This window comes from Novosphingobium beihaiense, assembly GCF_022832375.1.
In the GTDB taxonomy this organism is placed as follows: domain Bacteria; phylum Pseudomonadota; class Alphaproteobacteria; order Sphingomonadales; family Sphingomonadaceae; genus Novosphingobium; species Novosphingobium beihaiensis.
This window is the reverse complement of record NZ_JALHLG010000007.1, coordinates 65,369-91,103: the sequence shown is the minus strand read 5'-3', so window position 1 is coordinate 91,103 and position 25,735 is coordinate 65,369. Positions and strand designations below refer to the sequence as shown.

General features: G+C 63.5%; 42 protein-coding genes. 16 read left to right on the top strand and 26 right to left on the bottom strand.

Annotation, left to right across the window (positions count from 1 at the left end):
• Nucleotides 1-19: 19 nt before the first annotated feature.
• From MTR66_RS07355 to hisB, 12 genes are all read right to left on the bottom strand, one after another.
• Nucleotides 20-463 carry an ExbD/TolR family protein gene (locus MTR66_RS07355; protein WP_243919282.1) on the bottom strand — a complete coding sequence of 148 codons (444 nt, stop codon included), beginning with the start codon at nucleotides 461-463 and terminating at the stop codon, nucleotides 20-22.
• Entirely contained in the window at nucleotides 463-1,173 is a 711-nt protein-coding gene (gene tolQ, locus MTR66_RS07350; RefSeq protein ID WP_243919279.1) for a protein TolQ, read from the bottom strand. Before tolQ ends, MTR66_RS07355 begins: the two co-directional genes overlap by 1 nt.
• Nucleotides 1,170-1,634, bottom strand: coding sequence for a YbgC/FadM family acyl-CoA thioesterase (locus MTR66_RS07345; protein ID WP_243919278.1), 465 nt, complete (start codon nucleotides 1,632-1,634; stop codon nucleotides 1,170-1,172). The genes tolQ and MTR66_RS07345 overlap by 4 nt, the downstream gene beginning before the upstream one ends.
• A 102-nt stretch (nucleotides 1,635-1,736) precedes the next feature.
• Nucleotides 1,737-2,114, bottom strand: coding sequence for a histidine triad nucleotide-binding protein (locus MTR66_RS07340; protein WP_243919275.1), 378 nt, complete (start codon nucleotides 2,112-2,114; stop codon nucleotides 1,737-1,739).
• A gap of 13 nt (nucleotides 2,115-2,127) precedes the next feature.
• Nucleotides 2,128-2,454 (bottom strand): phosphoribosyl-ATP diphosphatase, encoded by a 327-nt coding sequence (locus MTR66_RS07335; protein ID WP_243919273.1) that lies wholly within the window; start codon nucleotides 2,452-2,454, stop codon nucleotides 2,128-2,130.
• 50 nt (nucleotides 2,455-2,504) lie between these two features.
• Nucleotides 2,505-2,678 (bottom strand): PEP-CTERM sorting domain-containing protein, encoded by a 174-nt coding sequence (locus MTR66_RS07330; RefSeq protein ID WP_243919271.1) that lies wholly within the window; start codon nucleotides 2,676-2,678, stop codon nucleotides 2,505-2,507.
• A 122-nt stretch (nucleotides 2,679-2,800) separates the two neighbouring features.
• Nucleotides 2,801-3,562, bottom strand: a complete 762-nt coding sequence (hisF, locus tag MTR66_RS07325) for an imidazole glycerol phosphate synthase subunit HisF (protein ID WP_243919269.1) — start codon at nucleotides 3,560-3,562, stop codon at nucleotides 2,801-2,803.
• The gene (locus MTR66_RS07320; RefSeq protein ID WP_243919267.1) at nucleotides 3,559-3,798 is read right to left on the bottom strand and encodes a hypothetical protein; all 240 of its coding nucleotides are present in this window, start codon (nucleotides 3,796-3,798) and stop codon (nucleotides 3,559-3,561) included. Before MTR66_RS07320 ends, hisF begins: the two co-directional genes overlap by 4 nt.
• Nucleotides 3,798-4,526 carry a 1-(5-phosphoribosyl)-5-[(5-phosphoribosylamino)methylideneamino]imidazole-4-carboxamide isomerase gene (gene hisA / locus MTR66_RS07315; protein WP_243919265.1) on the bottom strand — a complete coding sequence of 243 codons (729 nt, stop codon included), beginning with the start codon at nucleotides 4,524-4,526 and terminating at the stop codon, nucleotides 3,798-3,800. Before hisA ends, MTR66_RS07320 begins: the two co-directional genes overlap by 1 nt.
• A 1-nt stretch (nucleotide 4,527) precedes the next feature.
• Nucleotides 4,528-5,151, bottom strand: a complete 624-nt coding sequence (gene hisH / locus MTR66_RS07310) for an imidazole glycerol phosphate synthase subunit HisH (protein ID WP_243919263.1) — start codon at nucleotides 5,149-5,151, stop codon at nucleotides 4,528-4,530.
• Nucleotides 5,148-5,441, bottom strand: a complete 294-nt coding sequence (locus MTR66_RS07305) for a YciI family protein (RefSeq protein ID WP_243919254.1) — start codon at nucleotides 5,439-5,441, stop codon at nucleotides 5,148-5,150. Before MTR66_RS07305 ends, hisH begins: the two co-directional genes overlap by 4 nt.
• Entirely contained in the window at nucleotides 5,441-6,043 is a 603-nt protein-coding gene (hisB, locus tag MTR66_RS07300) for an imidazoleglycerol-phosphate dehydratase HisB (protein WP_243919252.1), read from the bottom strand. The genes MTR66_RS07305 and hisB overlap by 1 nt, the downstream gene beginning before the upstream one ends.
• On the opposite strand from hisB, the gene MTR66_RS07295 reads away from it, so the two are divergent.
• The 4 genes from MTR66_RS07295 (at nucleotide 6,042) to gmk (ending at nucleotide 8,096) form a co-directional block, all read left to right on the top strand.
• On the top strand, nucleotides 6,042-6,182 hold the full coding sequence (locus MTR66_RS07295) for a hypothetical protein (protein WP_243919249.1): 141 nt from the start codon (nucleotides 6,042-6,044) through the stop codon (nucleotides 6,180-6,182). The genes hisB and MTR66_RS07295 overlap by 2 nt on opposite strands.
• A gap of 32 nt (nucleotides 6,183-6,214) precedes the next feature.
• Nucleotides 6,215-6,715, top strand: coding sequence for an SspB family protein (locus tag MTR66_RS07290; protein ID WP_243919247.1), 501 nt, complete (start codon nucleotides 6,215-6,217; stop codon nucleotides 6,713-6,715).
• Between the two features lie 128 nt (nucleotides 6,716-6,843).
• On the top strand, nucleotides 6,844-7,182 hold the full coding sequence (locus MTR66_RS07285) for a hypothetical protein (RefSeq protein ID WP_243919245.1): 339 nt from the start codon (nucleotides 6,844-6,846) through the stop codon (nucleotides 7,180-7,182).
• A 236-nt stretch (nucleotides 7,183-7,418) separates the two neighbouring features.
• The gene (gene gmk, locus MTR66_RS07280) at nucleotides 7,419-8,096 is read left to right on the top strand and encodes a guanylate kinase (protein WP_243919242.1); all 678 of its coding nucleotides are present in this window, start codon (nucleotides 7,419-7,421) and stop codon (nucleotides 8,094-8,096) included.
• Here gmk and MTR66_RS07275 read toward each other — a convergent pair.
• Nucleotides 8,093-8,578: a hypothetical protein gene (locus MTR66_RS07275; protein WP_243919240.1), complete on the bottom strand. Its 486-nt coding sequence runs from the start codon at nucleotides 8,576-8,578 to the stop codon at nucleotides 8,093-8,095. The two genes, gmk and MTR66_RS07275, sit on opposite strands and share 4 nt — an antisense overlap.
• A gap of 30 nt (nucleotides 8,579-8,608) precedes the next feature.
• Nucleotides 8,609-8,764 (bottom strand): hypothetical protein, encoded by a 156-nt coding sequence (locus MTR66_RS07270; RefSeq protein WP_243919236.1) that lies wholly within the window; start codon nucleotides 8,762-8,764, stop codon nucleotides 8,609-8,611.
• A 205-nt stretch (nucleotides 8,765-8,969) separates the two neighbouring features.
• On the opposite strand from MTR66_RS07270, the gene dapD reads away from it, so the two are divergent.
• The 3 genes from dapD to MTR66_RS07255 all read left to right on the top strand — a co-directional run bounded on the left by dapD (nucleotide 8,970) and on the right by MTR66_RS07255 (nucleotide 10,566).
• Nucleotides 8,970-9,803, top strand: coding sequence for a 2,3,4,5-tetrahydropyridine-2,6-dicarboxylate N-succinyltransferase (dapD, locus tag MTR66_RS07265; protein WP_243919235.1), 834 nt, complete (start codon nucleotides 8,970-8,972; stop codon nucleotides 9,801-9,803).
• 20 nt (nucleotides 9,804-9,823) lie between these two features.
• Nucleotides 9,824-10,261 carry a DUF1810 domain-containing protein gene (locus MTR66_RS07260; RefSeq protein ID WP_243919653.1) on the top strand — a complete coding sequence of 146 codons (438 nt, stop codon included), beginning with the start codon at nucleotides 9,824-9,826 and terminating at the stop codon, nucleotides 10,259-10,261.
• A 101-nt stretch (nucleotides 10,262-10,362) separates the two neighbouring features.
• Nucleotides 10,363-10,566, top strand: a complete 204-nt coding sequence (locus tag MTR66_RS07255) for a hypothetical protein (protein ID WP_243919234.1) — start codon at nucleotides 10,363-10,365, stop codon at nucleotides 10,564-10,566.
• Between the two features lie 304 nt (nucleotides 10,567-10,870).
• Here MTR66_RS07255 and MTR66_RS07250 read toward each other — a convergent pair whose 3' ends face one another.
• Both MTR66_RS07250 and MTR66_RS07245 read right to left on the bottom strand, forming a co-directional pair.
• On the bottom strand, nucleotides 10,871-11,362 hold the full coding sequence (locus tag MTR66_RS07250; protein WP_243919233.1) for an SRPBCC domain-containing protein: 492 nt from the start codon (nucleotides 11,360-11,362) through the stop codon (nucleotides 10,871-10,873).
• Nucleotides 11,359-12,267: a TIGR03620 family F420-dependent LLM class oxidoreductase gene (locus tag MTR66_RS07245; RefSeq protein WP_243919232.1), complete on the bottom strand. Its 909-nt coding sequence runs from the start codon at nucleotides 12,265-12,267 to the stop codon at nucleotides 11,359-11,361. Before MTR66_RS07245 ends, MTR66_RS07250 begins: the two co-directional genes overlap by 4 nt.
• Before the next feature lie 115 nt (nucleotides 12,268-12,382).
• Between MTR66_RS07245 and MTR66_RS07240 the strand changes: the two genes are divergently transcribed.
• Complete coding sequence (locus tag MTR66_RS07240; RefSeq protein ID WP_243919231.1) at nucleotides 12,383-13,969, top strand: GMC family oxidoreductase; 1,587 nt, start codon at nucleotides 12,383-12,385, stop codon at nucleotides 13,967-13,969.
• Nucleotides 13,970-14,013: 44 nt separating this feature from the next.
• Here the strand turns inward: MTR66_RS07240 and MTR66_RS07235 are convergent, their stop codons facing one another.
• The gene (locus tag MTR66_RS07235) at nucleotides 14,014-14,820 is read right to left on the bottom strand and encodes a sugar phosphate isomerase/epimerase family protein (RefSeq protein WP_243919230.1); all 807 of its coding nucleotides are present in this window, start codon (nucleotides 14,818-14,820) and stop codon (nucleotides 14,014-14,016) included.
• An 85-nt stretch (nucleotides 14,821-14,905) separates the two neighbouring features.
• On the opposite strand from MTR66_RS07235, the gene MTR66_RS07230 reads away from it, so the two are divergent.
• Entirely contained in the window at nucleotides 14,906-15,346 is a 441-nt protein-coding gene (locus tag MTR66_RS07230; protein WP_243919229.1) for a cupin domain-containing protein, read from the top strand.
• A gap of 73 nt (nucleotides 15,347-15,419) precedes the next feature.
• On the top strand, nucleotides 15,420-16,520 hold the full coding sequence (locus MTR66_RS07225) for a potassium channel family protein (RefSeq protein WP_243919228.1): 1,101 nt from the start codon (nucleotides 15,420-15,422) through the stop codon (nucleotides 16,518-16,520).
• A 200-nt stretch (nucleotides 16,521-16,720) separates the two neighbouring features.
• Here the strand turns inward: MTR66_RS07225 and MTR66_RS07220 are convergent, their stop codons facing one another.
• The 3 genes from MTR66_RS07220 to MTR66_RS07210 form a co-directional block, all read right to left on the bottom strand.
• Entirely contained in the window at nucleotides 16,721-17,050 is a 330-nt protein-coding gene (locus MTR66_RS07220; protein ID WP_243919227.1) for a Rieske (2Fe-2S) protein, read from the bottom strand.
• A 103-nt stretch (nucleotides 17,051-17,153) separates the two neighbouring features.
• A complete protein-coding gene (locus MTR66_RS07215) occupies nucleotides 17,154-18,563 on the bottom strand; it encodes a methyl-accepting chemotaxis protein (RefSeq protein ID WP_243919226.1) in 1,410 nt (469 codons plus the stop codon).
• Between the two features lie 324 nt (nucleotides 18,564-18,887).
• The gene (locus MTR66_RS07210; protein WP_243919225.1) at nucleotides 18,888-19,223 is read right to left on the bottom strand and encodes a hypothetical protein; all 336 of its coding nucleotides are present in this window, start codon (nucleotides 19,221-19,223) and stop codon (nucleotides 18,888-18,890) included.
• A 294-nt stretch (nucleotides 19,224-19,517) separates the two neighbouring features.
• Here MTR66_RS07210 and MTR66_RS07205 point away from each other — a divergent pair, with 294 nt between their 5' ends.
• Entirely contained in the window at nucleotides 19,518-19,826 is a 309-nt protein-coding gene (locus MTR66_RS07205) for an alkylphosphonate utilization protein (protein WP_243919223.1), read from the top strand.
• Here MTR66_RS07205 and MTR66_RS07200 read toward each other — a convergent pair.
• Complete coding sequence (locus MTR66_RS07200) at nucleotides 19,813-20,622, bottom strand: DUF72 domain-containing protein (protein WP_243919221.1); 810 nt, start codon at nucleotides 20,620-20,622, stop codon at nucleotides 19,813-19,815. The two genes, MTR66_RS07205 and MTR66_RS07200, sit on opposite strands and share 14 nt — an antisense overlap.
• Nucleotides 20,576-21,010 (bottom strand): COG3650 family protein, encoded by a 435-nt coding sequence (locus MTR66_RS07195; protein WP_243919219.1) that lies wholly within the window; start codon nucleotides 21,008-21,010, stop codon nucleotides 20,576-20,578. Before MTR66_RS07195 ends, MTR66_RS07200 begins: the two co-directional genes overlap by 47 nt.
• Before the next feature lie 307 nt (nucleotides 21,011-21,317).
• Between MTR66_RS07195 and MTR66_RS07190 the strand changes: the two genes are divergently transcribed.
• Both MTR66_RS07190 and MTR66_RS07185 read left to right on the top strand, forming a co-directional pair.
• Nucleotides 21,318-21,590 (top strand): hypothetical protein, encoded by a 273-nt coding sequence (locus tag MTR66_RS07190; RefSeq protein ID WP_243919217.1) that lies wholly within the window; start codon nucleotides 21,318-21,320, stop codon nucleotides 21,588-21,590.
• A 193-nt stretch (nucleotides 21,591-21,783) separates the two neighbouring features.
• A complete protein-coding gene (locus MTR66_RS07185; RefSeq protein ID WP_243919215.1) occupies nucleotides 21,784-22,218 on the top strand; it encodes a hypothetical protein in 435 nt (144 codons plus the stop codon).
• A 48-nt stretch (nucleotides 22,219-22,266) separates the two neighbouring features.
• On the opposite strand, the gene MTR66_RS07180 is transcribed toward MTR66_RS07185, so the two are convergent.
• Nucleotides 22,267-22,668, bottom strand: a complete 402-nt coding sequence (locus tag MTR66_RS07180; protein WP_243919213.1) for a hypothetical protein — start codon at nucleotides 22,666-22,668, stop codon at nucleotides 22,267-22,269.
• Nucleotides 22,669-22,815: 147 nt separating this feature from the next.
• Complete coding sequence (locus MTR66_RS07175; RefSeq protein ID WP_243919211.1) at nucleotides 22,816-23,208, bottom strand: YybH family protein; 393 nt, start codon at nucleotides 23,206-23,208, stop codon at nucleotides 22,816-22,818.
• A 232-nt stretch (nucleotides 23,209-23,440) separates the two neighbouring features.
• Here MTR66_RS07175 and MTR66_RS07170 point away from each other — a divergent pair, with 232 nt between their 5' ends.
• Together MTR66_RS07170 and MTR66_RS07165 are read left to right on the top strand one after the other, a co-directional pair.
• A complete protein-coding gene (locus tag MTR66_RS07170) occupies nucleotides 23,441-23,659 on the top strand; it encodes a DUF2061 domain-containing protein (RefSeq protein ID WP_243919202.1) in 219 nt (72 codons plus the stop codon).
• A 78-nt stretch (nucleotides 23,660-23,737) separates the two neighbouring features.
• Nucleotides 23,738-24,172, top strand: a complete 435-nt coding sequence (locus MTR66_RS07165; RefSeq protein ID WP_243919200.1) for a DUF2141 domain-containing protein — start codon at nucleotides 23,738-23,740, stop codon at nucleotides 24,170-24,172.
• Between the two features lie 82 nt (nucleotides 24,173-24,254).
• On the opposite strand, the gene MTR66_RS07160 is transcribed toward MTR66_RS07165, so the two are convergent.
• Nucleotides 24,255-24,713: a hypothetical protein gene (locus tag MTR66_RS07160; protein WP_243919198.1), complete on the bottom strand. Its 459-nt coding sequence runs from the start codon at nucleotides 24,711-24,713 to the stop codon at nucleotides 24,255-24,257.
• Nucleotides 24,714-24,910: 197 nt separating this feature from the next.
• A complete protein-coding gene (locus MTR66_RS07155; protein WP_407673026.1) occupies nucleotides 24,911-25,156 on the bottom strand; it encodes a type II toxin-antitoxin system death-on-curing family toxin in 246 nt (81 codons plus the stop codon).
• Between the two features lie 290 nt (nucleotides 25,157-25,446).
• Here MTR66_RS07155 and MTR66_RS07150 point away from each other — a divergent pair, with 290 nt between their 5' ends.
• Nucleotides 25,447-25,686 (top strand): hypothetical protein, encoded by a 240-nt coding sequence (locus MTR66_RS07150; protein ID WP_243919196.1) that lies wholly within the window; start codon nucleotides 25,447-25,449, stop codon nucleotides 25,684-25,686.
• The last annotated feature ends 49 nt before the right edge of the window (nucleotides 25,687-25,735 follow it).

The window sequence follows — 25,735 nt, the reverse complement described above, 5'->3', positions numbered from 1 at the left end:
GGACCCTACCCCTGCCGCCTTAACCGCCGCTGACGCCGGTCACGAGCGAGATCGACGTGAAACCGGCCCGGTTCAACTCGCCCATCACGTCCATCACCCGGCCGTAGTCCAGCGTTTTGTCCGCCCGCAGCGTTACCAGCGGCGGCTTGCCATCCGCGCCGCGCTGGACCGATGCCAGCCGCCCGGGCAGTTCGCCCGGCGCCAGCGGCGAGGCTTCGAAGAAGATCACCCCATCGCGGCGAATCGAGATGGTGAGCTGGTTCGCCTCCTCGCTCATCGCCTTGGCGCGGGTTTCGGGCAGCTCGATCGGCACGGCAGCCTTCAGCAGCGGCGCCGTGACCATGAAGATGATCAGCAGCACCAGCATCACGTCCACCATCGGTGTAACGTTGATTTCCGCCATCGGCGCGCGGCTGCGCCCCCCGCGCTTGCCCCGGCCTTGCGTATGCAGGCCCATGGCCATCAGCGCGACTCCAGCTGGCGCGTCAGTGCCGCGTGCAGCTTGTCCGCGAAGCGCTGCAGGCGCCCCTCAAACATGTTCACGCGGTGCGAAAAGCGGTTGTAGGCAATCACCGCGGGGATGGCCGCGAACAGGCCGATGGCCGTGGCGAACAACGCCTCGGAAATGCCCGGCGCCACTACCGCGAGCGAGGAATTCTGCTGCTGGCCGATCTGGAAGAAGCTGTTCATGATGCCCCAGACGGTGCCGAACAGGCCCACGAAAGGCGCCACCGAGCCGACCGTGGCCAGGAAGTTGAGCCTGGCCGCCAGCTTGTCCGCTTCCTCGCCCACAGCGGCGTTCATGGCCATGGCGATACGCTGGCGCGCGCCTTCGTGATCAACGCTGCGCGTCGCCGCATTGCGCCGCCATTCGATAAGCCCGGCCCCGGCGACCTTGCCCATCGGCACATCGCCCCGGCGCCGGTCCTTCTGATAGGCCTCGAAGTTTTCGGCCTCCCAGAAACCGTCCTCGTAATCGTCGCAGCGGCGCGAGACACTGCCCATGCGCAGCATGAACGTGACAATGATCGTCCAGACCCAGATACTGGCCAGGATCAGCCCGATCATGATGGCCTGCACCACGATATCAGCATCGAGGAACAGCTTGACCGGGTTGAGCCTGCCGGTGTCTCCAGCGAAACTCAGAGTGGAAGCAAGCGTATCGAGAGTCATTCCTGTCCTTCCGGGCGGGATTTCAAAAGCTGGGCAAATGCCGCCTGCCAGGCGGCGGGTTGACGGCGCGGTCGTCCATCAAGGCCGATGAACCCGACCTTTACGGCGGCCTCGGCCAGCCGGACGCCATCGCGCAAGGCGGTTTGATGCAATGTGCAACGGACCCGGCCGACCTGGCTGGCCGTGGTCTCCACGCAGACCGTATCGCCCAGCCGTGCGGGCGACAGGTAGCGAAGCGTCACTTCGGCCACGGTGTAGAGCCCTTCGCCGCTCTCCAGCGCCGCGCGCTGGTCGATCCCCAGCAGCTCGACGAGATCGGAACGCGCGCGTTCGAACCAGCGCAAGTAATTGGCGTGATAGACCACGCCGCCCGCATCGGTATCCTCGTAGAATACGCGCAAGGCAAAGCGGTGCGTATCGCCTTCGATCACGCCGCTGCTGGGTTGGGGAAAAGCCGTCATGCGCCGGGTGGTGTAACGGGGCCGTGCTGCGCTGCAAAGCCGCCGCGGTCATTCGGAACGGCTTACGCGCAATTAACCGGTTGAAAGGTGCCTTGCGGGCGGTCAGTCCGCGATCATCTGGAAGAACTGCCGCCCGCCGAAGATGTGCACATGCAGATGAGGCACTTCCTGATGCCCGGCGGCGCCCATGTTGATCATCAGCCGGTAGCCGGGTTCGTCCAGCTCAAGCTGGCGGGTGACATTGCCCACCGAGCGCATGAACCCGGCGATCTCCGCATCCGAGGCCTTGGCGGTGAAATCGTCCCACGAGACATAGGCCCCCTTGGGGATCACCAGAACGTGCACCGGCGCCTGCGGACGGATATCGTGGAACGCCAGCGCGTGATCGTCTTCGTAGACCTTGTTGCACGGCAGTTCGCCGCGCAGGATCTTCGCGAAGATATTGTTCTCGTCGTAAGGCAGCTTGGGATCGATGGGCATCGGTCTCTCCGGGTCAGTCCTTGGGGCGGGAGGCTTTCTCGGCAATGCCCGAGACGCCTTCGCGGCGGTCGAGTTCGGCGAGAACATCGGCCAGCGGCACGTCCTTCGCCCCCAGCAGCACCATGAGATGGAAAATCAAGTCCGCCGCCTCTCCAGTCAGGGCCTTGCGGTCCTGGGTCAGCGCGGCGATCACGGTCTCGGTGGCTTCCTCGCCCACCTTCTGCGCGATCTTGCCCGGCCCCTTGGCATTGAGCCTGGCGACATAGCTCGATTCGGGATCGGCCGTGCGCCGCGCGGCAATCGTGGCTTCGAGGCGGGCGAGAGTGTCGGGGCTGCTCATGATGCGCCAGCCATGCGGCGCGGGCCGCGCGCGGTCAAGCCGTCAGATGATCAGTCCCGGTGCTTCTTCGCAGAGAGCTGGCGGCCGATGACGACGCCTGCCACGCCCAGCCCCAGCAGAAACAGGCTGCTGGGTTCGGGAAGCTGCGTTCCCTCCGAAGCATAAGCCGGGGCCGCCGCCAGAAGCGCCGGGATCGCAGCCGGAAAATACCGGTAAAGCAACATGTGTCTCTCCCCGTCTAACTCGACGTCGCAGACTGCCATTCCAGCGCCGCCGCCTTTGCGCAAGAGCGGCGGCAGCCCCGTCCCGTTACGGGGCACGCATGAGGCAGATGGTTGTAGCTGTACTACCCGCGCGCGGGCAGCCCTGCGGCGCGCAAGGCGGCATGGGCATCGGCAATGGAGTGCTTGCCAAAATGGAAGATCGAGGCGGCCAGCACCGCGCTGGCATGGCCCTGCGTCACCCCCGCAACGAGATGATCGAGCGTGCCGACCCCGCCCGAGGCCACCACCGGAACCGAAACCGCATCGGCAATCATGCGCGTGAGTTCCAGATCGTAGCCGTTCTGCGTGCCGTCCCCGTCCATAGAGGTGACCAGCAGCTCGCCCGCGCCCAGCTCTGCCAGCTTCACCGCATGCGCCAGCGCATCGATGCCGGTGGGGCGGCGCCCGCCGTGGGTGAAGATTTCCCACTGGCCCGGCCCGGTTCTGCGCGCATCGACCGAAGCGACAATGCACTGCGAGCCGAACTTCTCGGCAATATCGGCCACCACTTCGGGGCGCGAGACGGCGGCGGAATTGACCGCCACCTTGTCCGCCCCTGCCAGCAGCAGCGCGCGCGCGTCTTCCGCCGTGCGCACCCCGCCGCCGACCGTCAGCGGCATGAAGCAGACTTCGGCGGTGCGCTGGACGATATCGAGCAGCGTGCCGCGCGCCTCGTGGCTGGCGGTAATGTCGAGGAAGCACAGCTCGTCGGCCCCGGCGGCATCATAGGCGCGCGCCTGCTCGACCGGATCGCCGGCATCCTTGAGATCGACGAAATTGACGCCCTTGACCACCCGGCCATTGGCCACGTCGAGACAGGGGATGACACGGATGCGGACTGTCATGGCTTCACCATCAAGAAAACGCCGCCCGCCACCATGAGCGCGAACAGCAGGACATTAAAACCCAGACAGGCGCAGAAACGCCGGGGATCGGCCTCGCGATGGACCAGATTCGCTCCGCACCTGCGGCTGAACAGCACCAGCCGCACCGTGCCGCTTCGGTAATCGCTCCAGGCCCAGGCCAGCCCCGGCAGCGCGGCCAGCACCAGCAGCAGCCCGACGAGGCGATTGTCGTTCATCACCCGCGCTCGGCCATGGCGATGGCAGCAGCCAGATCGAGGCGCCCGTCATAGAGCGCGCGGCCAGTGATCACGCCTTCGATCCCGTCCTTTTCATGGAGCGCCAGCATGCGGATATCGTCCAGCCCTTTCACCCCGCCGCTGGCGATCACCGGCATATCGGTCTGCCGCGCCAGATCGACCGTCGCCTGCACATTGCAGCCCTTGAGCAGGCCATCGCGGCCGATGTCGGTGAACAGCAGGCTGGCAACGCCCGCGTCCTCGAAGCGGCGGGCCATGTCGACGATCGACACGTCGGACACTTCCGCCCAGCCCTCGGTCGCGACCATGCCATCGCGCGCATCGACGGCCACGACAATCCCGCCGGGGTATTCACCGGCCATGTCCTTGACGAACTGCGGGTCTTTCAGCGCCGCCGTGCCCATGACCACGCGCGATACGCCGAGTTCGAACCAGCCCGCCACGGCCTCGGGCGTGCGAATGCCGCCGCCGAGCTGCACATGGCCGGGAAAGACGTCGAGAATCCCCTCCACGGCAGCGCGGTTCTCGGCACGGCCCGCAAAGGAACCGTCGAGATCGACGACATGCAGGAACTGCGAACCGGCATCGGCAAACAGCATGGCCTGCGCCGCCGGATTGTCGCCATAGACAGTGGCGCGCGCCATATCGCCTTCGGCCAAGCGCACGACCTGCCCCTGCTTCAGGTCGATGGCGGGAAATACGATCATCTCAAGGCTTCCATTCGAGGAAACGGGACAGCAGCGACAGGCCATAGGCCTGGCTCTTTTCCGGGTGGAACTGCACGCCCACGACATTGTCCCTGGCCACGGCCGCGACCAAGCCGCCGCCATGGTCGGTCATCGCGGCGACGGTCTGGCCGTCTTCGGGCGCGAAGTGATAGGAATGCAGGAAATAGGCCTCGCCCGGCTCGATCAGCCCGCTGGCAGGATCGTGGCGGCCCAGCGCCACGTCGTTCCAGCCCATGTGCGGCACCTTGATCTCCGGATCGGTCCGCTCGATCAGCGCAACATCGCCCGCGATCCAGCCGAGCCCCTTGGTCACGCCATATTCCAGCCCGCGCGTCGCCAGAAGCTGCATGCCCACGCAAATGCCCAGGAACGGCGCCCCGCCCACCTGCACGCGCTCGGTCATCGCCTCGACCATGCCGGGAATGCCCCACAGGCCCTTCGCGCAGGCCTTGAACGCGCCCACGCCGGGCAGCACGATCCGGTCCGCTGCGCGCACCACGGACGGGTCCGCCGTGACCGCGACATCCTCAGCGCCCGCCGCACGCAGGGCATTGGCCACCGAGTGGAGATTGCCCGCGCCATAATCGATCAGGGCCAGTGTCATGGCGTCAATCCTTCCAGCCCCTCACCCGCAAAAGTGGGGGACCATTCGATCACCTCGACCTCGGCAGCACCGCCTGCAACGAAGGGATCGGTGGCCGCCAGCGCCGCCACGGCCTCGCGGCTTTCGCCCCGGGCCAGAATGATCCCGCCATCGCGCGGCACTTTGCGCCCCCAGGCCAGAAAGCGCCCTTCGGCATGGTTCGCCTTGAGCCAGGCGGCATGATCCGGCAGCAGGGCGTCCACGACCTCGATCGGAGCGGTATAGCGCAGCGAGAGGATAAACAGCGCCATCAGAGCGTCTTCCCGCCCAGAATACCCTTGGTGGACGGGATCGCCCCGCCCTTGCGCGGATCGAGCTCCACCGCCGAACGCATCGCCCGGGCAAAGCCCTTGAAGATGCCTTCGCAGATATGGTGGTTGTTGGTGCCGTAAAGCAGTTCGATATGGAGCGTGATCCCCACCGCCTGCCCGATCGAGTGGAACCAGTGCTCGACCAGCTCGGTATCGAACTCGCCCAGCTTTTCCTGCGTGAAAGCGGCCTTCCACACGAAATAGGGCCGCCCGGAGATATCGAGCACCACGCGGGAGAGCGCTTCGTCCATCGGCGAATGGGCTTCGCCGTAGCGGCCGATTCCCGCCTTGTCGCCCAGAGCCTGGCTGATCGCCTGGCCGATGGCGATGGCGCTGTCCTCCGCCGTGTGGTGCTGGTCCACATGCAGATCGCCCTTGATATGGCAGGTGATGTCGATCAGCGAATGACGGGAGAACTGCTCGATCATGTGATCGAGAAAGCCGATGCCGGTCGAAACGTCATAAGTTCCGGTTCCGTCCAGATTCACCTCAACGGCGATGTCGGTCTCATGGGTCTTGCGAGTGATCGAGGCGGTGCGCATGAAAAGCGCCTATAGACCTGTGAGTGCGGGAATCAATTGCATGCAAACAGCGCTGCAGCACCCCGTGGTTAATGCCCCTATGGATATTTCCTTGGTAAAACCGGCAAAAGGTCTTAAAATCGATGCTGTAACGGCTTGACCGTCCGATGAACCATGCGCACGTAGGGCGCGATGAACGATACGCCGCCAGATAGCCTGATCCCTTATGACGAAATCGTGCAGGAGGCCCTGCGCGCCGTCGTCGGGCGTGTGCTCGGACAAGTAGAGGCCTCCAACGGCACGCTTCCCGGCAGCCACCACTTCTACATCACGTTCAAGACCGGCGCGCCCGGCGTGGACATCCCGGCGGACCTGAAGGCCCGTTTCCCGGATGAAATGACGATCGTCCTCCAGAACAAGTTCTGGGATCTGAACGTGACGGATGAAGGCTTCTCGGTCGGGCTCAGCTTCAATCAGGTGCCTGCCCTGCTGAACGTGCCCTTCTCCGCGATCACGGCCTTCGTCGATCCGGCAGTCGATTTCGGCCTGCAGTTCCAGGCGATTGCCGACAACGAAGACGAGTTTTCCGGCCCAGTGGGTAACGACGAGACAGACCGCGATCTGGCTTCGCGCGTGACGCCCAGCGAAGACGGATCGAATGTCGTCTCTGTGGATTTCGGCAAGAAGAAGTGAGCAGCACCGGGCCTTCGGAAGAAACACCTCCAGAAGGCATCGAAGCCGCGCCAGACAACACGGGGAAGAGCGGCTCATCCCAAAAGGCAGCACGCCGCAAGGGAAAACCCAAGCCTTCCCCCGGCGACATGCATGGCCCCAGCCCCAGCACTGCCACCAACCTGGCGATTGCCGACATTGCCCTGCGCGGCGGCACCGCTCTGGCCCGCCAGGCCATAGAACGCGCGCTGCTCGGGCGGAAATACGCCCCCAGCAAGGCCGCAAAGATCCTGAAGGGCCGCACCATGGGCGAATCGATGCTGCACGGCGCCCTTGCCAAAGTTGCCATGCGCTCGGTCCCCGGCGCGATTGTGGTTGGCGGCGCGCTGGTGGCCAAAACGCTCTACGATCGTACCAAGGCCCGCGAAGCCCGGCGCGACGGCGAAGCCAAACTGGCGGAAATGGCCCGCAACGGCGAGGAAGACTAAGAGCCTGTTCGAAAAATGCCCATTCGGGCATTTTCGGTGCGGCACCAGCCCACTCCCCCACCCGGCCTCCCATCGGCAGTATCCTGTGGGAGGCCGGGTGGGGGTGTGGGCTGGTGCCGCGAAATTCGCTTCCGGCGAATTTCCAAACAGACTTTAAGGCGCAGAAGCGTCGTTTCCCCCAGACAGCCGCACGCTTCGGGTTGATTTGACCGGCGCGGGCCGCCATCGGGAAGAGCATGCCAAAGTCCGCACACTCGCCCGCGTTATCATCCGAACCGGCTGGCCCGCTCGCCCGCCGCGGCTTGATGTTCATCCTGTCCTCGCCCTCCGGCGGCGGCAAGACGACGATTTCACGCATGCTGCTCGAACAGGATCCGGACGTGTGCATTTCGGTTTCTGTGACGACGCGCGCGCCCCGCCCCGGCGAAGTGGACGGCACGCATTACCACTTCGTCAGCCAAGCCGAGTTCGACCGGATGGTGGAGAACGAGGAACTGCTCGAATGGGCGCGGGTCTTCGATCACTGCTACGGCACGCCCAAAGCGCAGGTCAAAGCCGGCCTGAAGAACGGGCAGGACTATCTGTTCGACATCGACTGGCAGGGCACCCAGCAGCTCTACCAGAAGCTGGAGCGCGACGTGGTGCGCGTGTTCCTGCTGCCACCCAGCATCGAGGAGCTGCGCCGCCGCCTGACTGGCCGCGGCACCGACAGCGCCGAGATCATCGCCGGGCGCATGGAGCGCGCACGCTCTGAAATCAGCCACTGGGACGGATACGACTACGTGGTGGTCAACGACGATATGCAGACGTGCTACAAAAAGGTCACGGAAATCCTGGAAGCCGAGCGCATGCGCCGCGCGCGCCAGACCGGCCTGATCGGATTCGTGCGCGAATTGATGCAGCCGGAAGGCTAAAGCCACGGGATGCCGTGGTCTTTTTCGCAAACCTCGCAAGGCCAGTGCCCATCGTCATACGCCTGCAGGGGCGTGTCGTAAGGCATGATACTGTCTTCGATCGTTTCGCCCGGAAGAATCGCCACGCTCTTCTGCTCTTTCAGGAAAACCGGACAGTCCCTGCGGCTGTGACACTTGAACAGCGCGAAGTGCCTGCGCGGTTCCGGGTAGGGCTGAACATCTGAAACATCGGTTACCGGCGGCGGCGCCTTGATCCGCTTGTAGCCGCTTTCAAGGTCTTCCTGGCACCATTTGCAAAAAACCATGCCGTCTTCGGCAGATCGCAACTGCCGCATCCCCGTCGTCGGATATTTGATCTTCTCAGGACAGTCGGCAAAGAAACATATCTTTCCCGCATTTTTCCCACTGGCCGGAGTTTCCAGCGCGACGGGAACAGGGCTGTCCGGCTTGGGCTGCTTGGTGTGTTTGGCATGTGCCGTCATAGCGCCATCCCCATCGCGATGGATATGCTTTCAGGGCGTATATTCGCCCTCGTGGCCGAAAGATTCCTTGTTCGCTTTCTTCTGCGCCTGAATATCCCGGCCGCTAGCCTTGTTATCATGCATGTTGGTGATGATTTCATTCGCCTTTTTCTTGCGGCGCTCATCCATATTGTCGTTGTCGGGCATAATAGCCTCCATAGACTTCGCCACGACTCGCGCGGCGCGGTCATTGTTTATTTACCATAACAGAGAGTCTTTGATCGGGATCAGCACCCACTCCAAAGCCCGGCATGCCCGCTGCCCCCACTTTTCAGCCTGACGCGCTTGTCCTCTGCGCGTTCCCGCGATAGGCGCCCGGCACGAAACTGACTTATTTCGGAGACTTTCTGCAATGTCCGGACTCGAAGCCGCCATCGAAGCCGCGTTTGATGCGCGCGATACCGTAACGCCCGCCAGCGAGGATGTTCGCAAGATCGTCGACGAAGCGCTCGCGCTGCTCGATTCGGGCAAGGCCCGCGTCGCCGAGAAAGTGGACGGCGAATGGGTCGTCAACCAGTGGCTCAAGAAGGCCGTACTGCTGAGCTTCCGCCTCAACGACAACGCCGTGATGGAATACGGCTCGGCCGGCGCCCCCGCTTTCGACAAGGTTCCGCTGAAGTTCGAAGGCTGGGACGAAGCGAAGTTCCGCGAAGCGGGCATCCGCGTGGTGCCCGGCGCGGTCGTGCGCCGCAGCGCCCACATCGCCAAGGGCGCGGTGCTGATGCCCTCTTTCGTGAATCTGGGCGCCTATGTCGGCGAAGGCACGATGGTCGATACCTGGGCCACCGTCGGCTCCTGCGCGCAGATCGGCAAAAACGTGCACCTTTCGGGCGGCGTCGGCATCGGCGGCGTGCTGGAACCGCTGCAGGCAGGCCCCGTCATCATCGAGGACAACTGCTTCATCGGCGCGCGTTCGGAAGTGGCCGAAGGCGCGGTGATCGGGGAAGGCGCGGTCCTTTCGATGGGCGTGTTCATCGGCGCATCGACCAAGATCGTCGACCGCGCGACGGGCGAAATCCACATTGGCCGTGTTCCGCCCTATGCGGTTGTCGTGCCTGGCGCGCTGCCTGGCAAGCCACTGCCCGACGGCACGCCCGGCCCCTCACTCTACTGCGCGGTGATCGTGAAGACGGTGGACGCGCAGACCCGTTCGAAGACCGGGATTAACGACCTCCTGCGCGACTGACATGGCAGCCTGACGAGATGATGGGCCCCTCCGGCCTCGAACGTTTCACCGATGCCCAGCGCGATGTCTACGCGCAGGCCCTTGGCGAACTTCGGGCCGGAGCCAAACGCAGCCACTGGATGTGGTTCGTGTTTCCGCAGCTTGCAGGCCTCGGCCACAGCCCCACTGCCCGGTTCTATGCGATCGGCGGACTGGGTGAAGCGCAGGACTACCTTGCCCATCCCCTGCTCGGCCCTCGCCTTGCCGAGTGCACGGATGCCATGCTGAACTGGCGCGGGCGGCGCGGCGCCATTGCTATCCTGGGCCCTGTGGACGCCCTCAAGTTCCGCAGTTCAATGACATTGTTCGAACTGGCGGCAGCCACACCCGGCAGCCGGTTCGCCGACGCGCTCGATGCCTTCCACGACGGGCAGCGCGACGCGCGCACCTTGCAGCTTCTCGGCCGCACGGATCACTGAGAATCTGTTTGGGAACCATCCGGCTCCCTCATGCGTTTTGTTTCTGGCCGGGTTGCAAACTGCGGCCCAGGTGCCGCTGCCCGGCCAGCGGGAGAAGCACAATGCAGCGAATTGACGACGAGATTCATCTCGACGGCGACGAGGCACGCGGCGGCAGCACGCCGCACATCGTCCGCTACGTTTTGATAGCAAGTCTGATACTGGCCATTTTGGCCATGTCCGCAATCTGGATCGAGCGTGCGCTGGCGGACCGTCCAGCGCAAGGCGATCCGGTCACGGCCATAGAACACGCGTTAGGCAACTGACGGGATATCTGCTCCTGCCGGAGCGGCAGGATATAGAGCCGCCGACGAAGGCGAGTTACCGAACGCGACCCAAGTTCGCGACCCGCCTGGGCACAGCAGGCCGCCCCCCGACGGTTCTGCGCGCTCCCGGGCATCGACGGCTCTTGTCGACTATGGCGGCAAAACCGCCATCCCCTGCACGTATGGAAAGTATGTGCAATGGATTGCAGAAATCTTAATCGTGCCGGGAACCGGTCAAGACATCCGGACGAACGCTGATCGATCGCAGATCTGATCGACTGCAGGCCGGCCCCGGCCTGCCGGGCTATGCCTGCCCCATCCATTTCTGCTCGGCCACTTTGCGCAGCGCTTCGTTCATGCCCTCGAACCCCCGGGCCACTTTCTCTCCTACCGCCCGGTAGACAAGCACACTCATGGGCCCGCTCATCACCTCTCCGTTTATCACCGTGCACCGCGTGGGCGAGATTTCCTCCACCGCAATGTAGCGGTGTATTTTCATCAGACCGCCGAAGCTGGCCATCGTATATTCCAGCAGTTCGTTGGGCTTTACTGTCCCGATCGTGCCATGCCCCTTGCCCGGCTTCATCCCTTCGAGCTTTACCGCAAAGCGTATCCGCTCTCCCGGCTCCGCACGGCCGTTGGTCTCTATGTAGAGCGGGTTCCACGCCCCCCAGCCTTCGAAATCGGCCAGAAAATCCCAGACCAGTTCAGGCGGTGCGCCAATCTCGATACGGCGTTCTGTGCAACGCCCGCCGGTCTTGCGCGATGTGCCCCGGTTCTGCCGCGCGATGGTCAAAGCAAGGCCTCCGCCAGGCGGCGCCATAACGGCCGCAACGCATCAAAACCTGCTCCGGACTGGCCGCCGATGACTTGCAGACAGACATGATCGGCGCCCGCATCGAGATGCGCCTGCACCCGCGCGGCTGCCTGTTCCACGCCGCCCACGGCAAAGAGCGCTTCGATCAAACGATCGGAACAGGCATCGATCTCGTCTTCGGCAAAGCCGAGGCGCAGCCAGTTGTTCCTGTAGTTGGGCAGCCTGCGGTAGTGTTCGAGCGCACCCAGCGCCAGTGCGCGCGCCCGCGCGGGATCTTCTTCCAGGATCACACCCTGCTCCGGCGCCAGCAGCTTTCCCGGCCCCAAAATAGCGCGCGCCTGCGCGGTGTGTTCCGGTGTGACCAGATAGGGGTGAGCGCCCGCTGTGCGTTCTGCGGCAAGCGCGGTCATTTTCGGCCCCAGCGCCGCCAGGCACAAATGGCCGCGCGGCATGCCCGCGGCGTCCAGGCCGTCCAGAAAACGGCGCATCGCCGGCAGCGGCTTGCCCCACTGCTCGCCGATCAGAGGGCCGTGGCTGACACCGATGCCCAGTAACGTGCGTGCCTTTTCCGCTTCGTCCAGACTGGCGAACCACGCCGCCAGTTCCACCGGCTCGTGCTTCCAGAGGTTGAGAATGCCGGTCGCGATGGTGGCGCGGCGGGTCACCCCCAGCAGGCGCTGCACATCGGCGGGCGCACCACTGTCGATCCCGCCGGGAATCCAGAGCGCTCCATAGCCGAGTTCATCCAGCTCGGCGGCGGCTTCATTGGCCTGCCCCTTGTCTCCGAAACGCAGTTCCAGAGACCAGATGCCGGTCTTTCCAATGGCCGGTACCGCCATGGCGCTCTCCTCCTCGCTGTCTTTACCGGTGATCTTGGGCTGCACTCCAGAGCCCTTCAAGGGCTTTGCGCCCCCAGTTTCCCGGCATCGCCCCTGCGAGCAATTGTCCCGTCCCAACGTTCGCTTGATTGCCGCAGCCCTGCAGCCTAGCCCCACCATTATGGGAGATTTCGATTACATCATCGTGGGCGGCGGCAGCGCCGGGTGCGTGCTCGCCAACCGGCTGAGCGCCGATCCGAAGACCCGCGTGCTCCTGCTGGAGGCGGGCGGGAAGGACGATTACATCTGGATCAAGGTGCCGGTCGGATATCTCTACTGCATCGGCAATCCGCGCACCGACTGGTGCCTCTCGACCGAAGCCGAAGCGGGGCTCAATGGCCGCGCGCTCAAGTACCCGCGCGGGCGTGTGCTGGGCGGATGCTCCTCGATCAACGGCATGATCTACATGCGCGGGCAGGCTGCGGATTATGACGGGTGGCGCCAGGCAGGCAATCCGGGCTGGGGCTGGGACGACGTGCTGCCCTACTTCACCCGCGCCGAAGACCACTATGACGGCGCCAGCCCCGTGCATGGCAGCGGCGGTGAAATCCGGGTGGAGAAACAGCGGCTGCGCTGGGACATTCTCGAAGCGTTCCGCGAAGCCTGCGGCCAGGCTGGCATTCCCGCCATCGGCGACTTCAACACCGGCGACAACGAAGGCGCCAGTTTCTTTCAGGTCACGCAGCGCAAGGGCTGGCGCTGGAGCGCTTCGGACGCGTTCCTGAAGCCCGTGCGCAGCCGCACGAACCTGAAAGTCGTGACCGGCGCACTGGTGGACAAGGTGATCATCGAACAGGGCCGCGCCGTGGGCGTTTCCTACACGCTGGACGGCTCCCCCCGGACAGCGCGTGCAAACGGCGAAGTACTGCTGGCGGCAGGGGCGATCGGTTCACCCGCAATTCTCGAACGCTCCGGGATTGGAGAGGCGGCCCATCTGTCCGCACTCGGCATCACCCCCGTATGCGATGCGCCGCAAGTCGGCGCCAATCTACAGGACCATTTGCAACTGCGCTGCGCCTGGCGTGTCTCTGGCGTCGCCACGCTCAACCAGCGCGCCGCGAACCTGTTCGGCAAGGCGCTGATCGGGCTGGAATACCTGCTGAAACGCAGCGGGCCGATGGCGATGGCGCCCAGCCAGCTCGGCGTCTTCACCAGAAGCGATGCGCACTATGCCTCGGCCAACCTGGAATACCATGTGCAGCCGCTAAGCCTGGAAGCTTTCGGCGGCTCGCTCGATCCCTTTCCCGCCTTTACGGCCAGTGTCTGCAACTTGCGCCCGGAAAGCCGGGGAACCACCCGCATCACCGCGGCAGATCCCGCCGCCGCGCCCAGCATCCGCCCGAACTACCTTTCTGCCAGCGAGGATTGCCGCGTGGCCGCGCAAGCGATCCGGCAGGTGCGCGGGATCGTGGCGCAACCGGCGCTATCCCGCTTCCGCCCGGAAGAAGTGCGCCCGGGCATCGCTTTCCAGAGCGAAGACGAATTGCGCCGCTCCGCTGGCGATATCGGCACCACCATCTTCCATCCCGTGGGCACGGCCGCGATGGGCACTGTGACCGATCACCGCCTGCGGGTGAACGGCATCGGCGCCTTGCGCGTCATCGATGCCTCAGTGATGCCCGCGATCACGTCCGGCAACACCAATGCCCCGACGATGATGATCGCCGAAAAGGGCGCCGAAATGGTGATCGGCGATGGAAAGCGCTAAAGCTCTGTTTTGGGACAGCCGCATGGGCTGAATCCCCGCAACCCCTAGGCGAGCAGATCCCGTGTCTTCGTAACGATCTCGCGAATGTATTCCGGCGCCGGGCGGCCGCTTTCCGCTTGCGCCATCAAGGGCACTTCCAGCCCCAGCATCTGCCCGCGCGGCAAGGCATCCACGAATTCGCGCAAGGGCAGTTCGCCCTCGCCTGGAATCATCCGCGAATACATCGCTTCCTGCATGTATTCGCCGCCGCCCTTGCGCGGGCCGTCGCAAAGCTGGACGTAGCCGATCAGCGCGGGATCGAGTTCGGCAATCTGGCGCACGGTTCCGCCGGAGCGGAAGAAGTGCATCGAATCGATCAGCACCGTGGCATCGCCTTCGCCGATGTGCCGGACGACTTTCAGCGCCTCTTCCAGATTGCCGATCGTAAAGGCCGGGCAGAACGAGAACGAGAACTCCATGCCCCGCTCACGGGCCATCCCGGCCAGCGCGGCCAACTGGTCGTAAGCACGCGCGCGCTCGACACCTCTGTCCACGGCGTTGACCCGCAGCGCGCCCAGTTCGGCAAAGAGATCCATATCGGCCGCCAGCTCGGACGCGTCCTTTTCGGCCGAAACGCTCACCCCCTCGGCAAGGGCGATCACGATGCCCCGTTCGCGCAGGACTGCTTTCAGCTCTTGCCGCAACCCGGCATCGTCGCGCAGCGACCAGCCTGCATAGCCATGCGGGTTGAAAGGCAGCTGGGTAAGCCCCATCGACACGGCACTGCACCCCAGATCGGCCGCCAGCGTCACATGTTCGACCGGCCCCATTCCAAGTACCGTAAGCAATTCAATGCCGAGCGGATGTGGCATGAACGAATCTTCTCCCTTAGACGCTCTTCCCTATACAGCACGCATTCGCGCCGGATACCGGTAATCGCGACAGAAGGACCAGACCATGCAGCCAGACCGAAGCGAGGCCGCCATCATCATCGAGAAACTGGGGCTGGCTCCGCATCCCGAAGGGGGCTGGTACGCAGAAACCTGGCGCGCTTCTTGCCCGTCCGGCGCGCGGCCCGGGGCCACGGCGATCCATTTCCTGCTTGAAGCGCACCAGCGTTCGCACTGGCACCGGGTCGATGCCGCCGAAATCTGGCTGTGGCATGCGGGCAGTCCGATCACGCTGTCCATGGCGCCGGATGACGCCGGACCCGTCACACCCTACACGCTGGGAGGAGACGTCCTGGCCGGGCAGGCGCCGCAATTGATCGTGCCGGCCGGACACTGGCAGGCTGCGGAGCCACAGGGCGGCTGGGCGCTTGTCAGCTGCGTGGTTTCCCCCGGTTTCGACTTTGCCGGATTCGAACTGGCCGAACCCGATTGGAATCCGGGGAATTGATCCTGCCGCCGGACAAGCCTAGCACCCGCACACAGGGTTCGGGCACAAGACAGGAATGGGGCAGCCGCGACCGATGACCGGTGAGCACGACAGGATTGGAGGAGCGGCAGGCCGCGTATTGGGCTCGCCGGTCCAGAACCTGATCAGTGCCGCGGCGTTCATCCTCATCATCTTCGTCCTCGCCACGGCGGGCTTCGTCGCGGAAGGCTGGTCGCTGAGCGATGCCACCTACATGGTGACGCTGACGATCTTCTCGGTCGGCTACAACGAAGTTCACCCGCTCGACACCACCTGGCTGCGCACGCTGGGCATGGCGACGATCGTGCTGGGATGCACCGGCATCATCTTCTTCACTGGCGCCCTCGTCCAGGTTTTCGCCCATTTCCAGATACGCAACATTCTCGGGATCGACCGCATGCAAAGCCAGATCGACCGCCTGACCAACCACACCATCATCTGCGGCTACGGCCGCATCGGCAAACAGCTTGCGATAGAGCTGCAGCGCGCCCGAACGTCGTTCATCATCCTTGACCGCAATCCCGCCAAACTGGCCGAAGCGGAAAGCTGCGGGCACCTCACTCACAAGGGCGACGCGACCGACGAGGCCACCCTGCGCGCGGTCGGCATCGAACGGGCCCGGGTGCTGGCCACGGTGCTGCCCGACGATGCGCTGAACGTCTTCATCACGCTGTCCGCCCGCAATCTCAACCCGCGCCTGGAAATCATCGCCCGCGGCGAATACCCGACAACCGAAGGCAAGCTGATCCACGCAGGCGCGGACAAAGTCGTGCTGCCCACCCACATCGGCGCCGAACGCATCGCCGAAATGGTGCTGTACCCCACGACCGCCAAGTTCCTGGGCGAGGCTCCGCAAGTGCGCGACCTGAAACGCGGGCTGCACGAATTCGGGCTGGAGATCGAAGCCGTGACCGTGCCCGAAAAGTCAGGTCTGGCGGGCGCGACGGTTGCCGAAGCAGAGCGGCGCGGAGCCGGCGCGTTCTTCCTCGTGCAGATAGACCGCCCCAATGGCCAGAGCTACGTCCACCCTTCGGAAGACGTGAAGATCGAGGCAGGCGATACAGTCGTGCTGGTGCTGCGCGGCACCCGGGTAACGGCAGGATCGATCTTCTCCGAGCCCCGGCAGGCGATCAAACTGGGCCGCAACTACCGTTAGGACTGATCATTTTATGTTGAATCGTCATTGCGAGACCCGCAGGGCCGCGGCAGCCTAAAGCGCAGTGACACTGCCCTGGATTGCTTCGCTTCGCTCGCAATGACGAGTGTTTCATTCAAAGATGATCACGCTTTAGTATGACGGAACTGAAGTTCGCATCACACTAGGATCGCCCGGCACTCAAAAGAATGCGATGCGGCCTAGATTCCCACGTAGATATCGTCGCCCATTTCCTTCACGGGGTAAGTCCTCAAATCGGACTTGGCCTTCATGCCGATGAACAACAGCTTGGGATCGCGCTCGACCTGTCCGGTATTCAGATCGAACTTCGCCTTGTGCAGCGGGCACACGACCGCAGCCCCCTCCAGCTTCCCCTTGCACAAGTTGAAACCAAGATGGGGGCACTTGCGCTGCGCCGCATAGTACGTGCCGCCCACTTTGGTCAGCAGCAGCTTGTCGCCGCCCGCTTCCACCGGAACCAGCGCGCCTTCCGCAACTTGCTGTGCGCTGGCCACCTTCACATAGTCCATGGACGTCCCCCCGATCGCTGTTCGGGCGAAACTATGCCTGCGCCGGAGCAGGCGTGTCCAGCAAAAGAGCGCCCCGTCGCTGAGAACCGGCGGGGCTGCCCGATCAGAATTCAGACCAGTCGTCTCCATTCGGTTCTGGAAGCTTCAAAGCCGCGTTCCCTTGCACAACCGGCATGGCTGGCATGGCCTGGCGCGGCCGCGCCTGCATGGGCAGGCTTGCCGCGCCCCTCCCTTGCCGCTTGCCGGTGGTAAAGCTGGAAACGATCTTCGACAGCTCACGCGCTTCGTCGGTGAGCGAGCGGGCGGCAGCCGTCGATTCCTCGACCATGGCAGCGTTCTGCTGCGTCACCCGGTCGAGATCCCCCACCGCCTCATTAACCTGGTTCAGGCTCGCCGCCTGATCCTGCGCGGTCGTCGCAATGCCCGAAATGAGCGTGTTGATCTCACCCACGCGCGACACGATCTTGGAAAGCCTGCTGCCGGTTTCGCCAACCAGCCTGACGCCTGTCTCCACCTGCTCGCTTGAAGCGTTGATCAGCGCCGTGATGTCCTTGGCCGCATCGGCCGAACGCTGGGCCAGCGCACGCACTTCGGTGGCCACCACGGCAAAGCCCTTGCCCGCATCACCGGCCCGCGCCGCCTCGACCCCGGCATTGAGGGCGAGCAGATTGGTCTGAAACGCGATGCCATCGATCACACCGATGATCTGGCTGATTTCCTGAGACGATTTCTCGATCGCCGCCATGGCCTGCACAGCCTGATCGACAACCGCGCCGCCCTCACTGGCCTCGCGGTGGGTATTGGAAATGGACTTCTGGGCATCGAGCGCTGCGGATGCAGCGTCGCTGACGCCCTTCGTCACCTGGTTCATCGCAGCAGACGTCTGTTCGAGACTGGCCGCTTGGTGTTCGTTGCGCTGGGACAGATCGTCCGACGCGGTGTGAATTTCAGACGCCCCGGTAAGCACCGAATCCGCCGTCTGATGGACCGAGGCGATCGCCCCCGCAAGCTCTTCGACGGCGCGGTTGAAGTCCTGGCGCAGGCCATCGTATCCTTCCGGAAAAGTTTCCCGGATCTGGCAGTCCAGATCATTTCTGGCCAGGCGCTGCAGGGCATTGCCAAGACCGGAAACGACAGCATCCTGAGTCTCGCCGTTTTTCCGCACAAGCGCGGCATTATCGCGGAAGGTTGCCATGGCCTTGGTCATCCGGCCCACGCAATCGCTGTAGTCGGTATAAAGGATTTCGCTGTCCGTATCGCCCGCAGCCAGCTGTTCCATGCGCACCACCGTGTTCACGTAAGGGGTGCAGATGCGCTCCCTCGTGACCATGACCGTAACGATGGTCGCCACGAACACGCCCGTCGCGCCCCCGATCAGAACAACGGAAGGCAGGCCATCCAGCACCGCGAAGACGGTGACGATCAACCCAATCCCCGTAAGACCGCCGTGCACGAAGGCCAGCGTCTGAAATTTCTTGCGGATCGGCGCCTTCTTCTCAAACCAATCGAGCATTATTTACCCCTCCCAGGCGTATATTGCCTGTTGTCACTACCTGCCGTGCAATCGTTTGTGGCCAGCCGTGGGACCGACGCATCAGGGTCGATTCGCCACCGGCAGGTCTATTTAATACCGCGCCGTTAATGATGACTGGTCACGAAGCTGGTAGGTACAACCACCGGACCGTCCGGGGCATTTTACCAACCGCAAATTTCAGGAAATCTGCAAGGTCACTGCACAAACGACAAGGCGCGGCAAGTTTCCCTGCCGCGCCTTGCGCTTCTCCCCATCCCTTAGCCCTTCGAACGACCCGAGAGCTCCTGTGCGCGTTTCGCGCTCTCAGGCCAGCTTGCGCTGCAGCCTGGTCAATGCCTTGTCGATGTCGGCCTTCGCAGCCGCATCGATTTCCCCTTTTACCACCCGATAGACGATCCGCCCGTTCTCCAGCGAATAGGCAACTGTCGCCATGCCATCGTTGAAACTGGCGACGTAAAGAGCCGGCTTGCGCTGGATAAGGGCGAGATCGTCTGCTCGGGGAACCAAAGTGTCACGCATGTAATAGGCGCCGGTCATTGCACCGGGTTCAACCCGGGTCTCGCTGGCCCAGCCCGTACCAGACATTGCCATCGCAAACAGGACAATCCCTGCCTGCAATGCTGTCAGGAATTGCTTCATGACACCATCCTCTTCCCACACGGTGCCGTACATAGCGGCCCGTCTTTGTATGAATAGTTTGTAACATTGTTGGCGCCCGGCGGGAAGCAAACAATACTCAATTAGCTTAGGAAACCGTCATTTTTGCAGTGCAGTACGATTAGCGTACTCTCTAGTATTTCTTTGTTTTCTATCCAGAGGCGTCAGGCACAACGCTTCCGCAAGCGCACTGCGGGCACCTCGCTGCGGACCCCAGAAAAAAGTGGCCAGAGCGGGATTGGCCTGCCATGGCCTCCCGCAGAAAGGGAACAGGCCATGGCAAACGACGACGAAGACTATGTGTACGATGAGGAAAGCGGCGAATGGATGCCCGCTTCCGAACTCGCGGCCAAACGCGCGGCAGCCGATACGGTGGTCGTGCACGATGCCGTCGGCAACGTGCTGGCGGACGGCGATCAGGTAACCCTGATCAAGGATCTCGACGTCAAGGGCGCCGGGCAGACGCTCAAGCAGGGCACGCTGATCAAGTCGATCCGCCTGACCGGCGATCCGCAGGAAATCGACTGCAAGTACCCGGGCATCAAGGGCCTCGTCCTGCGCGCGGAGTTCGTCAAGAAGCGCTGACAGGCGGGCGGCCGACCCGCTCGATCAGCGCCTCGGCCGCCGCCGGTGCACGCACTTTGGCACCGTTGATAAAGAACATGAAGACATCACGGCCACCTTCGGCCCAGTCCCGCGCCCTGTCCGCCCAGCCATCGAGCGCCGCCGCGCCGTAGCCGGTTGCGATGTCTTCGTGCGCATCCTGCAGACGGGCGTATGTAAAAGCGGCAGTCTGCTCCGGAAAGCAGGGATATTTCGGCGAATCCGCGTATACCACCGCCACGCCTGCCTTGCGGGCAAGATCGAAGAACGCGGGATCCGCGAAGCTTTCATGGCGCGGCTCGATGGCATGGCGCAGCGGAACACCATCCTGCGAAGCGGGCAACAGCGACAGAAAAGCCGCGATCTGCGCGGCATCGAATGCCTTGGTATGCGGCAGTTGCCACAAAATGGGGCCAAGCCGGTCTTCCAGCTCGGTCAGCCCCTGGCCAAGGAAACGGGCGACGCTCTCGCCCGCCTGGGAAAGATCCTTGCGCTGGGTGCAAAACCGCCCGGCCTTGAGCGCGAACAGGAAGCCCTCGGGCGCGGCCTTGCGCCACCTGGCATATGTCGCGGGCGTCTGCGCGCTGTAGAACGTGCCGTTGACCTCGATCGCAGTCAGCCGTGAAGCGGCGTATTCCAGCTCCCGCGCTTTCGCGAGCTTCTCCGGGTAAAACGTGCCGCGCCACGGTTCGAAGGTCCATCCGCCAATGCCGGCACGGATGCCCCCTGGCTCACTCCCCGCCGCTCCAGGGCTGCCGCTTCGTCCAGCCGCAACCATGCCGCAACTCTGCACCCAGACGGAACGTGACCACGAAAGGATACTGGCGTTCGGACATCCCGTCCGAGCAAGCGCCGGGCGTGATGGCAAGCGTGAGCGTCTTGCCTTCGAAGTCCCCCGAAAACGACAATCCGCCGCGCCCGGCAAACCGCGATACCGGCACATCGGCGCCTTCCGGATTATTGGGCGTGGTGTAATGGAAACGCCCCTTTGCCACTTGACCGCCCCAGAACGGCTCCGTGCCAGTGACATTTACCGCCTCATCTTCCGCAATCGCATGAAACGGCGCACGATCCTCGCTGTCACCAGGCACACCGCTCACGCCGCCGCTGCACGCCCCCAGCACCATGGGCAGCATCAGGACAAAGGGGGGAAGGGAACGCTCCATAGGACCATGGTATCCTTACCCCCTGCAAGCAGCAAGACCGCCCCTCCTTGCACGCCCGAAGCCTTCGGAAAAGCGCCGAAAGGTAGCGCTAACTAAAATCTCTGCAAAAAATGCACGCCATTCGATGGCCAACGCTTTTGCCCAACCCATTCCGCGTAAACGACAAATCCACACTGTTGCAATAATCGCAACCGAGGGTCGAAGTTTTGAAATTGCACCGCAGTGCAACATGCGTAAATGCTGCACCGCAACAACAAGAAGAGATGCCCGAGGCAATCTTCCTGCATCCACTTAAAGGGATATTGCCATGTTCAAGACCATTTTCGCGACTGCCGCCGTTTCGCTCCTCGCCGTTCCTGCCGCCGCGCAGGCCAGCGAAGCCCGCCAGTTCTCGCACGAAGGCGTGGACTACACCTACACCACCGCCCAGAAGGGCAAGGTTACGGTGATCAACGGCCACACCAAGTCCGGTGTCCCCTTCCGCCTTTTCGTCAAGGGCGAGCGCGTGACCGGCACTTACAACAGCCGTCCCGTCAGCTTCACCACGTCGGACGCCAAGAACGCGCTGTCCAACGACTGATCAAGCAGCGTTCGCGGGCGGGTTTCTCTCCTCTCTCCCATCGCCCGGCCGTGCAGCGCAGCACACAAGGGGCGTCATCCCTCGCGGATGACGCCCCTTTCGTGTATGGGAGCCTGACGTTCAGCCCGCTGTCAGTCTCAGGCCCGTAAGCCTCGAACTGCGGGATGCGGGAGAAAGCCTTGACGGAGGACCGATGGGTTCCGGCAAACTGGTTCTGCTCCTCATCGCAGGCAGCGTCTGTGCAGGCATTCTGGCCGCCAGCGCCACCACGCACGCCATGCGCACCTATCCCAAGGTACCGGTGATCGCCGCCCGGCCCACTGCGGACTATGCCCGGCGAGCATTAGCTCTGGGCGGAAACTCATCATGGATAGAAGACGACTTGTCTGCTCTCGATATCCCCGCCTGGCCGTTCGGCCGTGACGAATGGGATGGCAGCGACGATGCCGGCCAGCCGGACGGGCAGAGCGGTCCTGCCAGTGGAATGGACCAGCCGCCCGGGGCTGAACCTGCCGGAGAGCCGCTCGCCCCAGGCGGCAGCACAGCACAGGACGCAGCGGCCGATGCGGCTGCGCGTGCGGAAGCCGCTGCGGCAGACGTGACAGCCGCGGAACGGAACGGAAGTTAACTATTGATATAAGAAAGCTGACGGCCCTTGAGCGGTACCGCCCTCAGATCAGTGGACGAGTGTAAGGGCCCCCTGGCTCTGCACCAGGCGGACTTCCAGCACGTCCTCGTCCTCTTCGATCTCGTGCTTCTCGCGTATCTCCGCGAGCCGCTCGGCGATCATGTCCTCGTCCGCGCCGTGCGGCAGGGTGTAGCGGGCAATCACCATTTCATCGAGCGTGTCGATCACGCAAAAATGGCTTGTCCGCCCGGCACTTGCGATCGCATCAAGGTCAAAACCGTCAGACAGATCCCACCGGCCGCCGTCGCGCGAACGGATCGGACGCTGGCAATAGCGGCAAGTGCAATGCACCACACCGCCCGCCTCGCGCCGCCGCCGCCCTTCCGGCACATGGCGGCGCAAATACCAGCAATGCGCCACGGGTACGGAAGAGTTCATCTTGCTGAGCATGGCGGCACCTGTAATCCCGAGTTCCCTTTACCGGGGCCCGACAAGATATTCGCCCCGATGGAACTTAAGACGCACGCTAACGGCGAAAATTAAGCGCCGCCTGCAAGGCTCCGTAGTTCCCCGTAGAAAACCAAGCCCGTTAACAGCCTATCCCAGCGTCGCGTAGATCTCCGCCACGATCACCCATTCGCCCAGCACCTCGCGCCACTTCGCCGAATAGTCCCCGGCCGCCATCGCCCGGCCCGAACTGGCCTCCAACCCCTTCCAGTGCCCCTGTTCGAGCGCCACCGGCTCCACCCGCGACACCGCCACGCTGACGGGTGTGCGCGTGTAGACCACCCGCGCGGGGCTCGCGAATTCGCGCCGCCAGGCCTTGAGCTGTGCGTTGCGGCCAGAGACGATAGCGCTGTCACTGCCCGTCACCATCACCACGTCGCGCCCCAGCAAGGGTGAGATCGCCGCCACATCGCCATCGGCAATGGCCCGGTTGAACGCGGCCCGGCGCGTGCGGATAGCGATTTCGGCGGCGGATTGATGCATCGTATTCCCCTGGCGGCCCGTGGGCCTGTAACGGCCTCTGCCGTGCTGCATACCCGTTTGCACGCAGAGCGCAATTTGCTCTGCACGGCTTCCGCCAGACCGGCCCATCCATGCGCCGGATGCCCCTCCCGATCGGCCCGTCGTAATCGCCCCGCCCGATCACTGCATGCAGCATCGTCCGCTTATTATTGCGAGATATTCGCATTAATGCCGCCAGCGAAAGGACCAACCGATGTCTCACGATCTTGCCAAAACCGCCAGCTTCCTGACCCTGCACTTGCTCGTCGGCTTCACCGTGGCCTTCGCCATCACCGGCTCCGTCGCCATGGCGGGCGGGATCGCGCTGATCGAGCCGCTGGTGAACGCCGTCGTGTTCTTCTTCCACGAACGCGCCTGGAACGGCGATCTCGATATCGCAGGCGCCCTGCTGCACCGCCACGCCCCCGCCTGAGAGCCCCGCGTGCAAGCCCTTCCTGCGGACCACCACCCGCCGCGGCGTCATGGCCAGACTGCAACCGAAAGGCCCCTCGTGAAGACACGCCCGCTCGCCGCCCTCATCGCCGCCTTTTCCGCCAGCCCGGCGATGGCCCAGCCGCAGAGCACTTTCACGCTCACCGTAACCGGCCTGCACTCCACCAAGGGCCAGATCGTGGCCTGCCTGTGGCGCGACAAGGTGAAGTTCCCGAGCTGCGAAAAGAGCAAGACCGCGATCCGGCGCACTTTCCCCGTCACCGGCCCCACGATGCACGTCACCCTGCCGCTGCCCGCCGCCGGACGCTACGCCGTCACCGTCATCCATGACGAGGACGGCAACGGAAAGACCAAACGCAACTTCATCGGCATGCCGCTCGAAGGCGTGGGCATCTCGAACAATCCCGGCGGCATGCCTGGCTATGGCAAGTCGCTGACGGACATCGCCCCCGGCACGCCCCTCACCATCCGCATGAAATACCTGTTCGGCTGACGCCCGCGCCGCCCCGCCACTGTGACACTCCAGTTTACACGCAAGCGCAGAAAAGTGTGTGTCACCTTGGGTGTCACCTTGCTCACCACCACCCCGGCGCGCGCGGATCGGGCGCGCCGCGATCGAACTGCGCCAGCACCCTGAGCAGCGCGGACGTGCTGGGCTTCAGCGAACATCCGGCATAGCGCCCGCACCGCATCCGCACGGCAACCACCTCCCGGTGCGCCGCCTCGGACAGCGCCCAGCCTGTCAACTTCGGAAAGGCCGGAATGTCACCCTGCCCGGCAGCACCGGCGGCAAGGGCAAAGTCCCACGCGGCGGCGAAATAGACCGCCCCCTCCCGCCGCCGCAGCTGGTAGACACTCTCGCGCGAAGCCCCCACCCGCGCCGCCGCTTCGGACACCGATCCCGTCTCAGCCAGCCACCCGACAAACTCCCCCTGCCGCACCGCCGACCACCCGTCCCGCCGATGCCGCAGCGGCACCGGCACAAACGGCGGAATGCGCAAGTAAGCAGGCCAGCGGAGAGGAGTTTGGGGCATGGCCGCGAGAATACGGCACCGGCGGGTGTGTAGGAAAACGGTTTGTCGGGAGGGGGGAAGAAGGAACGTGCGAGGGCCCTTCGACACGCTCAGGACTCCTCGCGCTCCCCATACCGTCGGCGTAACGCCTTGCAACCGCGTTGTGCGCTATCCTCCCAACCCGGCTTCGTCATCCCCGCGCAGGCGGGGATCCCGCTTCACGTTTCTTCGAGATGCACCCGAAACCACCTCGCGAGTTCGTCCTCGGACAGTTCCCCCGCCGCGAGAGCCAGAACCATGTCGATAGCCCCTCTCGGCGCAAACGAAAGGATCACCCCGTTGAGCAGCAGGAACAACCGCGCGGACACCCATGCGGTGCGCTTGTTGCCGTCCGCAAAAGGATGATTGCGGGCAATGCCATAAGCATAGGTGAGAGCGCAGCGGTCATCCTCATATACATCCACTTGTTGACCGGCCGCGCCAGCGCGCTTTCCAGCGCACCGGCATCGCGCCCCCCTGTCCCACCACTATGCTCGGTCAACTGCCGATCATGATATGATTTTGAACAAGGTCTTCACAAGGGTATCGCAACGCAATTGCAGAACTAGACAAAACAAACGCGCGATCTGGCAGTTTGGTATACTGCTACCGCGACTTCTAGACGGACATCCTAGACACAGCACCTTGACAGTATACGATATATGCGTCATATCGTCATTGAAATAGTGGCACTGATCGCCTTCGTAATAGGGAAATGAGTATGAAACGCATTTTAATGCCTGCACTTGTAATGGCTATGGCGACGATCACTCCTACTTCCGTTTCAGCTCAAGGCTCAGAATATGATGCATGCATGGCAGTCGCACACGCCAATTATTTTACAGAAATCAATAAATGCTATTCACAGAGCAGCTATTACCAACGGACAAAATGCCTATCGGATGCAACCACACGACGCACCGACGCAATTATGCGCTGCCAAGATTTGCTATAATCCCCCCTGCCTTTTGCATTAAGGCACGATAAGATACAGCATCCAGCTA